This is a genomic window from Flavobacterium sp. FlaQc-57 (assembly GCF_044007395.1).
Taxonomy (GTDB): Bacteria; Bacteroidota; Bacteroidia; order Flavobacteriales; family Flavobacteriaceae; genus Flavobacterium.
Map to the genome: position 1 here is coordinate 223,318 of NZ_JBIPDA010000007.1, position 13,312 is coordinate 236,629.

General features: G+C 32.7%; 12 protein-coding genes. 9 read left to right on the plus strand and 3 right to left on the minus strand.

Annotation, left to right across the window (positions count from 1 at the left end; translation table 11 throughout):
• The first annotated feature begins 92 nt into the window (after positions 1-92).
• The 7 genes from ACHRVZ_RS19930 (at position 93) to ACHRVZ_RS19960 (ending at position 8,449) form a co-directional block, all read left to right on the plus strand.
• Positions 93-611: an LptE family protein gene (locus ACHRVZ_RS19930; protein ID WP_395424693.1), complete on the plus strand. Its 519-nt coding sequence runs from the start codon at positions 93-95 to the stop codon at positions 609-611.
• A 103-nt stretch (positions 612-714) separates the two neighbouring features.
• Entirely contained in the window at positions 715-1,866 is a 1,152-nt protein-coding gene (locus ACHRVZ_RS19935; protein WP_395424695.1) for a tetratricopeptide repeat protein, read from the plus strand.
• Positions 1,867-1,869: 3 nt separating this feature from the next.
• Positions 1,870-2,208, plus strand: coding sequence for a preprotein translocase subunit SecG (secG, locus tag ACHRVZ_RS19940; protein WP_041517492.1), 339 nt, complete (start codon positions 1,870-1,872; stop codon positions 2,206-2,208).
• A 142-nt stretch (positions 2,209-2,350) separates the two neighbouring features.
• Positions 2,351-2,626, plus strand: coding sequence for a co-chaperone GroES (gene groES / locus ACHRVZ_RS19945; RefSeq protein WP_007806577.1), 276 nt, complete (start codon positions 2,351-2,353; stop codon positions 2,624-2,626).
• A gap of 86 nt (positions 2,627-2,712) precedes the next feature.
• Positions 2,713-4,341, plus strand: coding sequence for a chaperonin GroEL (gene groL, locus ACHRVZ_RS19950; protein ID WP_041517494.1), 1,629 nt, complete (start codon positions 2,713-2,715; stop codon positions 4,339-4,341).
• A 190-nt stretch (positions 4,342-4,531) separates the two neighbouring features.
• Entirely contained in the window at positions 4,532-6,904 is a 2,373-nt protein-coding gene (locus ACHRVZ_RS19955; protein WP_395424697.1) for a hypothetical protein, read from the plus strand.
• 342 nt (positions 6,905-7,246) lie between these two features.
• Complete coding sequence (locus ACHRVZ_RS19960) at positions 7,247-8,449, plus strand: ectonucleotide pyrophosphatase/phosphodiesterase (RefSeq protein ID WP_395424700.1); 1,203 nt, start codon at positions 7,247-7,249, stop codon at positions 8,447-8,449.
• A gap of 65 nt (positions 8,450-8,514) precedes the next feature.
• Here the strand turns inward: ACHRVZ_RS19960 and ACHRVZ_RS19965 are convergent, their stop codons facing one another.
• The 3 genes from ACHRVZ_RS19965 to ACHRVZ_RS19975 all read right to left on the minus strand — a co-directional run bounded on the left by ACHRVZ_RS19965 (position 8,515) and on the right by ACHRVZ_RS19975 (position 11,392).
• Complete coding sequence (locus tag ACHRVZ_RS19965; RefSeq protein WP_395424702.1) at positions 8,515-10,044, minus strand: SulP family inorganic anion transporter; 1,530 nt, start codon at positions 10,042-10,044, stop codon at positions 8,515-8,517.
• A 112-nt stretch (positions 10,045-10,156) separates the two neighbouring features.
• Positions 10,157-10,408 carry a hypothetical protein gene (locus ACHRVZ_RS19970; protein WP_395424705.1) on the minus strand — a complete coding sequence of 84 codons (252 nt, stop codon included), beginning with the start codon at positions 10,406-10,408 and terminating at the stop codon, positions 10,157-10,159.
• A 3-nt stretch (positions 10,409-10,411) separates the two neighbouring features.
• Positions 10,412-11,392 carry a hypothetical protein gene (locus tag ACHRVZ_RS19975; RefSeq protein WP_395424707.1) on the minus strand — a complete coding sequence of 327 codons (981 nt, stop codon included), beginning with the start codon at positions 11,390-11,392 and terminating at the stop codon, positions 10,412-10,414.
• Positions 11,393-11,954: 562 nt separating this feature from the next.
• Here ACHRVZ_RS19975 and ACHRVZ_RS19980 point away from each other — a divergent pair.
• Positions 11,955-12,572 carry a sensor histidine kinase gene (locus ACHRVZ_RS19980; RefSeq protein WP_395424708.1) on the plus strand — a complete coding sequence of 206 codons (618 nt, stop codon included), beginning with the start codon at positions 11,955-11,957 and terminating at the stop codon, positions 12,570-12,572.
• Positions 12,545-13,258 (plus strand): LytR/AlgR family response regulator transcription factor, encoded by a 714-nt coding sequence (locus tag ACHRVZ_RS19985; protein ID WP_395424711.1) that lies wholly within the window; start codon positions 12,545-12,547, stop codon positions 13,256-13,258. The genes ACHRVZ_RS19980 and ACHRVZ_RS19985 overlap by 28 nt, the downstream gene beginning before the upstream one ends.
• Positions 13,259-13,312: the final 54 nt, after the last annotated feature.

Genomic DNA, 13,312 nt, shown 5'->3' on the forward strand with positions numbered 1-13,312 from the left:
TTTACCACAAACGATCAAAATGTTTTAACCTAAAATGAATATCTTTGACCCCGAACGTCAGCAAACTGACGAAGCAATTTTTAAAATAAAAAATGAAAAACTTAAAATATATTTTAATTCTGTTAATCGCTGCAACTTTCAGCGGTTGTTCCGTTTACAACTTTACAGGAACAGGACCAATTGATGCAAAAACGTTTCAGGTTAACTTTTTTCAGAATAATGCTGACTTAATTGAACCAGGAATTGACAGACAATTTACACTGGCTTTACAGGATTTAATTCAAAATCAAACCAATCTAAACTTAGTAAGCAATAGTGGCGATTTGGTTTACGAAGGAGAAATTGTAGATTACAGAACAACACCAATGACAGCAACTGCTGTGACACCAACTGGTGACGTAGGGGCAGCACAAAACCGTTTGACAATTCGTGTAAAAGTTAATTTCACCAATAAAAAGAAGGAAACTGATGATTTTGAGAAAACATTTGAATTTTATTACGACTATCCAGGAGGGACATTACCAACAGGAAGTCTTTTAAATACGGCAATTCAAACTATTTTTGAAAGAATCACACAAGATATCTTTAATGAGTCATTGGCTAAATGGTAATTTTTTCATTTAACTGGTAAATCGTTTATTTGTTTAACCGATAAAGCTATTAAACAAATAAACAACTCAACGATTAAACAATTTCAACGATTAAACAAAAAAAATGAATGTAACTGATTATACCTACTTAATGAACAAACCCGATGCTATCACAGAAAAGCAAGCGGATGCATTAGGAAGTGTTTTGAATGAATTTCCATATTTTCAAAGTGCGAGAGCATTGCGATTAAAAGGACTTTTCAATCAAAATAGCTTTAAGTATAATTACGCCTTAAAAGTTACTGCCGCTCACACCACTGATCGTTCTATTTTATTTGATTTTATAACTTCTGAAACTTTCACATCGATTCAGAGTGAATATTATGATCGAAAACTGAGAGATCTTTTGGATATTACTGTTTTTGACAGTGAAATTATTTCACCTGAAGAAATTAAAAAAGTAATTGAAGTTCGAATTGATCCAATCGAGCAATCTATTCTGGATTCTATAAAAGAGGCAACAACGGTAACTTTTGAAGAACCTGTAAAAGTTGAAGAAAAACCAATCGATCCAATTATAGCGCAATCTATTTTAACTTCAATTAAAGAAGCTACTCCTATTATTAAAGAGCCTACTCCTACTTTCTTTGAAGAAATAGTAGAGGAAGAAATTCCTGAAGTACGAATTGATCCGATTGAACAATCGATATTAACTTCTATTAAAGAAGCTTCAAAAGTAGTTTTTGAAGAAGCAAAAGTAACTGAAACTCCAAAAGAAATTGAAGTTCCGGAAACGATAAAAATAGCTGAAGAAAATTTAGAGATAGGAAAACCATTGGATTTTTCAGTCAATGAAAAGCATTCTTTTCAGGAATGGTTAAAATTATCCCGAACTGAACCTATTGACAGAACCAATGAAACTCCGAAAGAAGAAATAATTGAAGAAACTGAAGAAACAATAGCTGAAGCTAAGATAATAGAGGAAGAAAAAAAGAAAAAGGCTGAATTAATTGATAAATTCATCGAAACAAATCCAAAGATTTCTCCCGTAAAACAGACTACAACTGCTCCTGCAGCACAATTTGACCTAAATAAAGAAGAGAATTCTTATTTAATGACAGAAACTTTGGCCAGAGTATATTTGGAACAAAAAAAATATACAAAAGCAATACAAGCATATGAAATATTAATTTTGAAATATCCAGAAAAAATTAGTTTCTTTGCAGACCGCATTTCGGATATAAAGATTTTACAACAAAATAACAATAATAATTAAGCAATGAGCACATTTTCAATTTTTTTAGTTTTAATCACAATAGTTTGTTTTCTATTGATCGTAGTAATCATGGTTCAAAACCCTAAAGGAGGCGGATTGTCGTCTACTATCAGCGGAACTCAAATGTTAGGTGGAGTACAAAAAACAACTGACTTTTTAGACAAAAGTACCTGGACATTGGCTACTATTTTGATTGCTTTAATTTTACTTTCAAGTTTAAGCTTTACAGGATCATTAAGTGATACTGACTCTAAAATTATTGAAAAAACTGAAGCTCCAGCTAACACACCAGCTGCTCCAGTTCAACAAACACCTGCTCCGGCAACACCTGCAGCGAAATAATAATTTTGAAATAAATATAAAAATGCCAGCCTGTCAAAGCTGGCATTTTTTTTAAGAAATAATGTCAGTTTTTAGAGCATGGCACAATTTCTGAAAGTTCTTTGAACGTTAATAAAATATAAACCTATAATAATATAAAATCATGACTTTAAACATTAAACCGCTTTCAGACCGCGTACTTATTGAGCCTGTAGCAGCTGAAACTAAAACTGCGTCAGGGATTTTTATTCCAGATACTGCCAAAGAGAAACCACAAAAAGGAACTGTTGTAGCAGTAGGAAACGGATCTAAAGATCATACTATGACCGTAAAAGTTGGTGATACTGTTCTTTATGGTAAATACGCTGGAACAGAATTAAAACTTGAAGGAACTGATTATTTGATTATGCGCGAAGATGATATTCTGGCGATAATCTAAAAAAAAATATGTATTAAGTTTTTAGTATTAAGAATTAAGACTGTAATAACTTGAAACAAATCAAACTTTAAACAAAAATTAAAAAAATGGCAAAAGATATAAAATTTGATATTGAAGCACGTGACGGATTAAAACGTGGTGTTGATGCATTAGCAAATGCTGTAAAAGTAACTCTAGGACCAAAAGGTCGTAACGTAATTATCGGAAAATCATTTGGTGGACCAACAGTTACTAAAGATGGCGTTTCGGTTGCAAAAGAAATCGAATTAAAAGACCCATTAGAAAACATGGGAGCTCAAATGGTTAAAGAAGTTGCTTCTAAAACTAATGATTTAGCAGGTGACGGAACTACAACTGCAACGGTTTTAGCTCAGGCAATCGTAAAAGAAGGTTTGAAAAACGTTGCTGCAGGAGCAAATCCAATGGATTTGAAACGTGGTATTGACAAAGCTGTTGAAGCTATCGTTGCTGACTTAGCTAAACAAGCTAAAGTTGTTGGAAGCGATTCAGATAAAATCAAACAAATTGCTTCTATCTCTGCAAATAACGACGAAGTTATTGGTGAATTAATCGCTACTGCTTTCGCTAAAGTAGGTAAAGAAGGTGTAATTACTGTTGAAGAAGCTAAAGGAACTGACACTTTCGTTGATGTTGTTGAAGGTATGCAATTTGACAGAGGATATCTTTCTCCTTACTTCGTAACAAACCCAGAGAAAATGGAAGTTGAATTAGACAATCCATATATCTTATTATACGATAAAAAAGTTTCTTCTTTAAAAGAATTATTACCAGTTTTAGAGCCAGTTGCACAATCAGGAAAACCATTATTGATTATTGCTGAAGATGTTGACGGAGAAGCTCTTTCAACTCTTGTAGTAAACAAATTAAGAGGTGCTCTTAAAATTGCTGCTGTAAAAGCTCCAGGTTTTGGAGACAGAAGAAAAGCAATGTTAGAAGATATCGCTATCTTAACTGGTGGAACTGTAATCTCTGAAGAAAGAGGATATACTCTTGAAAATACAACTATCGAAATGTTAGGAACTGCAAAAAGAGTTTCTATCGATAAAGACAATACAACTCTTGTAAGTGGTGCCGGCGAAGCTGATATCATCAAAAATAGAGTAAACCAAATTAAAGGTCAGATGGAAACTACTACATCTGATTATGATAAAGAAAAATTACAGGAACGTTTGGCTAAATTAGCTGGTGGTGTTGCTGTTCTTTATGTTGGTGCTGCTTCTGAAGTTGAAATGAAAGAGAAAAAAGACAGAGTTGATGATGCATTACATGCAACTCGCGCTGCTGTTGAAGAAGGAATTGTTGCTGGTGGTGGTGTTGCTTTATTGAGAGCTAAAGCTGCTTTAGCTGACCTAAAAGCTGACAACGCTGACGAAGCAACAGGAATCCAAATCGTATCTCGTGCGGTTGAATCTCCGTTAAGAACTATTGTTGAAAATGCAGGTCTTGAAGGTTCAGTTGTTGTAGCAAAAGTTGCTGAAGGTTCTGGAGATTTTGGATACAATGCAAAAACTGACGAATATGTAGACATGCTTAAAGCAGGAATTATCGATCCTAAAAAAGTAACTCGTGTAGCATTAGAAAATGCTGCTTCTGTTGCAGGAATGATCCTTACTACTGAGTGTGCCTTAATTGATATTAAAGAAGAAAGCGCTGGCGGAATGCCAATGGGTGGCGGTATGCCAGGAATGATGTAATACTCATTTTAAACTTCATATTAAAATCCGTTTACCGCAAGGTAAGCGGATTTTTTTTACACATAATTCTCTGATTTAGACAGATTTTAAACAAAAACATTATGAATGTTTTAACTTATGCAGATTACTATTGCTACTAAATTTATAATCTGTTTTTCTAACATTATTATTGTCTTAAACATTTTCTTGTATGAAACTAATCTTACAGTTTTTCGCTTTACTGTTTTGTTTACAATCCTTCTCTCAAACTTCCGATAATACAGAAAAAATAAAGAATTATATCGAAAATTATTTTCATTACGATCGAGAAATCCTTCACATTCAATTCAATAAAGACATTTATCTCGACAATGAAGATGTTGCTTTCAAAGGCTACGTTTATAGCAAAAACACTAATACGCCCAATCTTAGTACCACCAATATTGAATTGGTTGTGTATGATGATCAGCAGCAAATAATTCAGAAACAACTACTTTTTGCAGAGTTTGGTACTTTTTCGGGAGGTATTCATTTAAATGGAAAATTTAAACCCGGCAAATACCATTTTCATTTTTACACCAATTGGATGAATAATTTCAAAGAAGATGACTCTTTCAATCAGACAATTGAAATTATTGATAAAAAAGAAAATTACCATTTCGAAACCAATGAACCAAACTGGAAAACAGCCGAAATAAGTTTGTTTCCTGAAAGCGGTGTTGTAATAAATGATATTCTTAATACTGTTGGAATTAAAATAAAAGACTGTAATAAAAAGGGAATTGAGATAAAAGACGGGATTATACTGGACTCAAAATCAAATGAAATCACACACTTTTATACTAATAAAATGGGAAATGGTGTTTTTTATTTTAAACCCAATTTAAATGAAAAATATATCGTAAAAATAGATACAGACAAACTAAAAATTTCAAAACCACTTGACAAAGTACAGGAAACCGGACTTGTAGTAACTTACAATAATAATTTGACGCAAAACAAATTACTTGTTGTACTTAAAACGAATGAAAAAGGACTTGAATTATATCAAAACAGAAAGTTTATTCTGGTTATTGAACAAGATGGAGTTTTCATGCAGAAGGAAATTACTTTTAACGATAAAAAAACGGAACAGATTTCTTTTTTTGATAAAAAATATTTGTCAACCGGGGTAAATACGATTCGAATACTTGATGAAAATCTCAATGAAGTAACGGAAAGATTAGTCTATATTGACAATGATACTTCGCCACTAACAACATTAGAAGCCAAACCTATATCCGGCGACAGTATTTCATTATCAGGAAAAACAGAATTAACCAAACCTCGCTTAAGTATTAGTGTACTTCCTGAAAATAGTATTTGCATGAATCAGAAACGATCTTTGCTTGGTACTTTTTATCTAAATGCTTACTTAGAGCAACCGGAACTAGCAAATTACGATTATTACAATCCTGATAACAAGAATCGTAAACAGGATATGGAGCTCTTGATGCTAAATCAAAATAAATCCAAATTTAATTGGGAAAACATAAAATCTGATCCGCCAAAAATCAATTACCCATTTCAAAAAGGCGTTACTGTAAGTGGTAGGGTTGAACAGAAAGAAAAATCGAATTCTAAAAACAAAATATCACTTATTTCATTAAAGGATAATTTATTCGAACAAGCTCCTATTGATTCAAATAATGCTTTTAAATTCGAACATTTCTTTGCTCAGGATTCTACTGTTCTTGTTCTGCAAATGATCAACGAAAAAAATGTCGCCCAGCTTACAAAAGTAGAAGCAAGAGTTTCCAGAGACGAACCTCGTTTTGTTTTAGGTCCTTCATTTGATAAAACAATTTGTCCAACTGTTATAAAATCGGAAAACGTTTTCAGTTTTACGGCACCAAAGCCAGAAGATAAAGCAATAAATTTAGAAGGAGTAGCAATAAAAAATAATTTTAAAAAAGAAATTCTTGTTCATAAAGACGACATGAGTTCGAGTGCCAGAGCATTCAAAATCAAAGATGGCAATTATCAAAGTATTTTAAATTTTCTCTCCTTCAACGGATATGCAACCGGTGTAAACCCAAATGACAACAATGTATATGTACGAAACAGCAGAAGCACATATTTAGGTGACTCTGCAACTTCTCCAGCAATATACATAGATAACTTTTTAGTTTTTGACCTGAATCAATTATTCAACCTTACTTTAGATCAAATAGATGAAATTTATATAGACCAAACAGGCAACTCTGATCAAACTGCAACTGGAAATGGCACTATTAAAATTTTCATGAAAACTGGAGTAAAAAACAATTATTTCAAACCTAAATACAGCTCAATTGTGGCAACAAAAGGCTTTACTCCAAACATACAATTTAAAAATACCAAACTCGAAACTCAAAACGAATTTAATTATTTTGGTACACTATATTGGTCTTCAGATTTAAAGGCAAACGACAATTCCAGTTTTACATTAAAATTTCCTAAAAACGATCAAAAAGAAATTCGGGTTTTGCTGGAAGGATTCTCTGATGATGGAAGATTAATATCTGAAATTAGAAAAATCCCTGTAATCAACAATAAACTATAACCTATTGGTTGTAATTAGCAAAAAAAATATCGAATCATAGATTTATATCGTAAAAGAAGACAAAAAAGAAACTAGTTTCTCGCGCGCAGTCCTGAGTAAAGGAATCTTTAATTCTTTTTTGCCGCTAATTTCACAAATTTTCACGAATGCTTTGCGCAAAAAAAGTTACCACAGATTAAAAAATTTCACAGATTATAATCTTTTTAATCCCTTTAATCTTTAGCTAAAAAATCAGAAAAACAATTCGTAGCAAACTTCTTTTAAATTTATGATTGTTTAACATTCTGCTTTTGCTGTTAAAAACAGTTAGTGGTAACTTTGTATCTCTATTAAAATTTCAAAATGAGAAAATCTACAGGTCACCTTTTATTTTTTACATTCTTACTTCTTACTACTTTTTTACAAGCTCAAACCAACAAAGACAATTATGTTGTATTAGTTTCTATGGATGGATTTCGTTGGGATTATGCGAAGCAATTTAATCTTCAAAATTTAAAACAAATTGCAAAAGAAGGCGTTCATGCAAAGTCGATGAAACCTTCTTATCCCAGTAAAACTTTCCCTAACCATTATTCGATCATAACAGGACTTTATCCGGATCATCACGGAATCATTAATAATGTTTTTTATGATGCTGCTCTAAACGAATCGTTTTCATTGTCGTCTAATGCAAAAAATGATTCCCGATTTTATGGCGGAAATCCAATTTGGAATGTCGCTGAACAGCAGGGAGTAAAATCGGCTTCTTTTTTCTGGCCAGGATCTGATACAGATAAAAAGAGACCGAGCATTTACAAGAATTATGATAATAAGATTCCATATGAAACCAGAATTGATACGGTTTTAAAATGGCTGCAGCTTCCAGAAAAACAACGTCCGCATTTGATTACTTTATATTTTGATGAACCTGATCATACGGGACATAATTTTGGCCCGCTTTCTCCTGAAAACAAAAAAATGGTCATCAAAATGGATTCAATAATGGGTGAATTGTCCCGTAGATTAGATCAGTTAGCAATTGGAAAACAAATCAACTTAATCATTGTTTCAGATCACGGCATGGCAAATATCAGCAATGATAAAAAAATAGCTGTTCTTGATTATCTAAAACCGGAATGGTTAGATTATAAAGCTGTTATAAATCCTATTATGAGTTTACAGGCAAAAGCCGGCTTTCAGGATTCTATCGCAAAAGCCTTAAAAAAAGTAACACATATTAAATTCTGGAAATCAAGTAAAGTTCCAAAAAGACTGCATTACGGCACAAATCCGCGTGTACATGATTTTGTTATTGAAGCAGATAAAGGATGGAGTTTAGTGACCAAAACATCTCAAAATATAAAAGGAGGAACTCACGGTTACGATAATAAAGAAAAAGATATGCATGCGATTTTTTATGCAAAAGGTCCTGCTTTTAAAGTGGATAAAACAGTCAAAACCTTTCAAAATGTTTCCGTTTATCCATTAATTGCACATATTTTAGGATTACAAATTGAGCAAGTCGACGGAAAATTTAGTGAAGTAAAATCGATGCTTGTTAATTAGAGAATGTGATAATATGATAATCATATAGATTGTCTTCAAATTTTTTATTTTTTTGAATTATCTAATTAAGAAACCACTTTATAAGTCGGATCTTCGATAATATTTACTTTAATAACAGCATCGGCATTTTTTAGAAGTATTCTGCAATCCGGACTTAGATGTTCAAGTTCAATTATTTTATTGGCTTGACTGTATTTCTTCGTTAAATTATTCAACGCTTCAATGGCGGACATATCGGCTATTCGGCTTTCTTTAAAATCGATAATAACATGATTAGGATCGTTTTGAATATCAAATTTCTCCATAAAAGCGGCTATTGAACCAAAAAACAATGGACCAAAAATTTCGTAATGCTTCACTCCTGCTTCATCAATAAAATTTCTTGCACGGATTCTTTTGGCACTTTCCCAAGCAAAAACCAAAGCTGAGATAATTACACCTATCAAAACCGCTAAAGCCAGATTATGAAGCAAAATTGTGATAACAGCTACCAAAATTCCAACAAAAATATCATGCTTAGGCATCTTATTAATGATTCTGAAACTAGCCCATTCAAAAGTTGTAATTGCCACCATCATCATCACACCAACTAAAGCAGCCATTGGCAATTTTCCAATTACAGGCGCACCAAAAAGTATAATCAATAAAATAGTCATAGAAGCAATTATTCCAGAAAGTCGGGCTCTAGATCCGGCAGAAAGATTCACCAAAGTTTGAGCGATCATTGGGCATCCTCCCATTCCGAAAAAGAAACCATTTAAAATATTCGAGCTTCCCTGCGCGATACACTCTCTATTACTATTGCCTCGTGTTCCGGTTATTTCATCTACTAAATTCAGCGTTAACAAACCTTCGGTCAAACCAACTGCCGCGACAATTACTGAGTACGGAAATATAACTTTAAAAGTTTCGAATGATAGTGGAATATTCGGAATATGAAATGGCGGAAATCCGCCTTGAACTGACGCAATATCCTCAACTGTTTTGGTATCAATATTAAACAAAAGTACGATGCCAAACACGACTAAAATAGCAACCAAAGACGCAGGAACTGCTTTTGTGATTTTAGGAAAAAGCAACACGATACTAATTGTAAGTGCTACCAAACCCAACATAATATACAAAGGAGTTCCTTGTAGCCAGGAAACTTGTCCATTTACAACTGTTTTGAATTGTTCTAACTGTGACATAAAAATCACAACCGCCAAACCGTTTACAAAACCAAACATTACGGGTTGTGGAACTAATCGAATAAATTTTCCGAGTTTAAAAAGTCCTATACAAATTTGTACTACACCTCCAAGAGCGACCGCAGCAAAAACATATTCAATTCCGTGCGATTTCATTAAAGCAATCAAAACAATAACTGTAGCTCCGGCTCCACCAGAAATCATTCCTGGTCTTCCTCCAAAAATTGCTGTAACTAAACCAGCAATAAAAGCGGCATATAAACCTACCAACGGTGGAAATCCGGCTAAAATAGCAAACGACAATGATTCAGGAATCATCGTCATGGCAACAGTTAAACCGGCTAAAATTTCGTTTTTGTAATTGACCTTTTGAGTAAAGTCAAAGAGTTGAAAGGCTTTTTTCATAAGAGCACAAATTTAGAAAATTTGGCAATTAGAAAATACGGTTATTTGATAATTAAAAAAAAATACAGATAACGCATAATAATTATCTCATTCTCTAATTTGCACATTAATTTTATTCTAATTTCACACAAATATATCCCAGACAATTCACGTAATCTATTATATTATCGACCTCTAAATCGACACCTTCTACCCGTAAAATTTTATCACAATCCTCTAAGTCAAAATTAACTTTATAATTTGGGAATTCCCTGTTTATAATAGCAATGATATAATTTGTATCAGTTTCTTTCTGAACATTTGTTTTAAAAACTTCAACCATAATCTCAAAATTTAATACAATTTTATTTAAAATCCGTACCATACTCTAAAACGGATTATATGAGATTCCAAATCTAAAATATCCCTGCGGATCTTCTTTTTGATCATAAACATAGCGATTTGTTCGTTCGCCTTTTTCTGTGATACGTGTACTAACAACGTTATTCATACCAGCTTTAACCATTCCGATTATCTTAGAGCTAAATCTATACTCATATGTAATACCGGATTTTAGTTCTAACTGATTTAGCTCATAAATCCCTTTTAAACTCTCAGTGTTTAAATTTAAGTAAAAACTTTCAGAATTCAATTCAGTTCCTAAGGAAATTCTTCCATTTTCAAGAAGCCCTCTTCTAAGCAAAATTCGTTGTGGAAGTATGAAATCGACATCCCATTTTGAGTTTTCAAACTTATGGTTATAAGTAAAAAGCGGCGTGAGCGGAATAATCGATGATGGATCAAGCATTGCCAAAGCACCAACTGTAATTGTAGTATTGGCTGTTCTTTTCAGTACAACATTTGCAGTTACAAACCCTTTAACGCGCTGTACATTATCCTGATTTCCATCGACAGTTGCCGTCGCATTGTATATAATTGGTTTATTAAAAAGTGTTGCTATATAGGTTGCACTTAAAGCTGCTGCAAAAAAGTGAATTTCTTCTTTTTCTCTGGTAAAAGGTATCGTCGAATTGACTTTATAAATATCTCCAAACTCATACGTTTCATATTTGTAACGCAATGAACTTGTTAAAACAAACCGCTTTGATTTTGATGAAAAAAAAGGCACATTAACCGCTACTTTCAATCGATCGTGACTTTCTATTCGCCCTTTTTCAAAACGATTACCAAAAAGTTTTGAATCAAAATTAGTTGGCCCTAACTGTTCGTATTGCACATCTAAAATTCGGGTTGTCGGGAACTTATCAGTTACCACTTTTACTACTGTTTTTGCAGGAGAATCTTTTTCCTGAGCTACTGTCTTTAAAGATGCGCATACAAATAAAACACAAATGATCTTTGCTCTCATAAATCAAGATGAAATTAAAATTACTTTTGAAATAGGTTTAAAACTCGAAACAAAAGTAATCTCGAAGCCTTAATTTTAATAGCTTAATTATACTAGTGGCGTATCATTTATACCAATGGCGTTTGTATAATTTTGCCGTACAAACCATTAAAAACTATAATATTGCGTTAATTTTGCCGTTATGACAATCCTTAAAATTTATCAGAATTTTTTCCTCCGAAACATCATAATAAATCTCATTATATTTGGGATTATTTTTGTCTGTGTTTATGACGAAATAAAATTCGACGGACATAGCATGTATTATATGCTTCAGAAAATAAGTTTAGGATATTTTCCTTGTATTATTTGGGTTACAGTTTTTAATCTTTTCATAATAAAGCCTTTTTTGTTCAGAAAGAAAATCAAAATTTTCTTCATTCTTTTTATTATTTACTGGACTGGTTTTTACTTCTTTATGAATTGGTTTTTCCCATTAGCCGGGCTAGGAAAATTTAGAACTTTATCGATCTTATCACTTGTGCTCAACGGAACTGCTTTTTATTTTTTACACATTGTAATAATGAAAAAGGTCTCACAAACTGATAAAGACATCATCAAATTCAGATCAGAACTTTCTTTTTTAAAACAACAGCTTAATCCGCATTTTCTACTAAATGCAATGAACAATCTCTACGGTGAATCTTTGTCTGATCCTGATAAATTACCGGATAGAATCTTGAATCTTTCAGACATGCTTCGCTATCAAATTGAAGCTACCAAAAAAGATTATGTTTTATTGGAGGAAGAAATTGCCTTCATAAAAAAATACATTGAGTATAGTACTTTTCAGAATGAACGTCTTCTTGTTACCCGAACTTTCGAAGGCGATTTTGACCATATCGAAATTCCGCCATTATTCTTTTTGCCTTTGGTAGAAAATGCAGTTAAATTTTCTGCAGAAACTCCAGAACCGTATATTATAATTGATCTAAAAGTAAAATGCGGCAATCTGTCGTTTACTTTAAAGAATAACTTTTTAGAATCCGGATCGCGCCTTTCGAGTACCGGAATTGGAATTGAAAATCTAAAAAGACGCCTTGAAGTTTATGGATTAGGCCATGAATTGAACTGCAAAAAAGAAAAAAATACCTTTATCGTAAAATTAAAAATATGGCATTTACCTACCGCTGTCTTATAATAGACGATGAGTCGCCGGCGCATAAGGCATTAGCATCGCATATTTCGAAATTTGAAGATCTGGAACATTCCGGAAGTGCTTTTAGTGCTATGGAAGCTGTAAAAATGCTCAATGCCAATAGTTACGATATTATTTTTCTAGACATTAATATGCCAGTTATTTCGGGTGTAGAATTAATGGAATTACAACCCAATCGCCCGCTTACAATTGTAACTACGGCCTACTCAGACTTTGCTCTTTCGGCATACCAAAATGATGCTATTGATTATTTACTAAAACCAATTTCGTTTGAAAAATTCTCTAAAGCTATCGAAAAAGCAAAGGTTTATATTTCTGGAAATACTTTAAAAAAAGAAGATAATACAAATGCAAAAGTTCTTTCGCAGCGTGTTAATGGTCAAATGATGGATATTCTTTTAAGTGATATTCTTTACATTGAAAGTCTGGGCAACTATATGAAATTGTACAGCAAAAAACTAAAATCACCTATTATTATCTACGGTTCACTCTCGAGTATTACTGACGAAATTAACAGTATAGACTTTATTCAAGTACATCGTTCCTACATTGTAAATACACGCGAAATTATTACAATTACTTTTAAATCTCTTGCGATGTCTAATGGAGAAACTATTCCTGTGGGAAGAAAATATCAGATTTTGTTGGGAAATTTGCCTATTAGATAATTACATAATTTTCCGGATCAGTCACTTTTTTTGGCTCTACTTTTATAAACTTCT

Excerpts from the sequence above, each read along its gene's own strand:
- ACHRVZ_RS19930 (WP_395424693.1), top strand. The coding sequence starts at position 93 with ATGAAAAACTTAAAATATATTTTAATTCTGTTAATCGCTGCAACTTTC.
- ACHRVZ_RS19935 (WP_395424695.1), top strand. The coding sequence starts at position 715 with ATGAATGTAACTGATTATACCTACTTAATGAACAAACCCGATGCTATC.
- secG (WP_041517492.1), top strand. The coding sequence starts at position 1,870 with ATGAGCACATTTTCAATTTTTTTAGTTTTAATCACAATAGTTTGTTTT.
- groES (WP_007806577.1), top strand. The coding sequence starts at position 2,351 with ATGACTTTAAACATTAAACCGCTTTCAGACCGCGTACTTATTGAGCCT.
- groL (WP_041517494.1), top strand. The coding sequence starts at position 2,713 with ATGGCAAAAGATATAAAATTTGATATTGAAGCACGTGACGGATTAAAA.
- ACHRVZ_RS19955 (WP_395424697.1), top strand. The coding sequence starts at position 4,532 with ATGAAACTAATCTTACAGTTTTTCGCTTTACTGTTTTGTTTACAATCC.
- ACHRVZ_RS19960 (WP_395424700.1), top strand. The coding sequence starts at position 7,247 with ATGAGAAAATCTACAGGTCACCTTTTATTTTTTACATTCTTACTTCTT.
- ACHRVZ_RS19965 (WP_395424702.1), bottom strand. The coding sequence starts at position 10,044 with ATGAAAAAAGCCTTTCAACTCTTTGACTTTACTCAAAAGGTCAATTAC.
- ACHRVZ_RS19970 (WP_395424705.1), bottom strand. The coding sequence starts at position 10,408 with ATGGTACGGATTTTAAATAAAATTGTATTAAATTTTGAGATTATGGTT.
- ACHRVZ_RS19975 (WP_395424707.1), bottom strand. The coding sequence starts at position 11,392 with ATGAGAGCAAAGATCATTTGTGTTTTATTTGTATGCGCATCTTTAAAG.
- ACHRVZ_RS19980 (WP_395424708.1), top strand. The coding sequence starts at position 11,955 with ATGAAAAAGGTCTCACAAACTGATAAAGACATCATCAAATTCAGATCA.
- ACHRVZ_RS19985 (WP_395424711.1), top strand. The coding sequence starts at position 12,545 with ATGGCATTTACCTACCGCTGTCTTATAATAGACGATGAGTCGCCGGCG.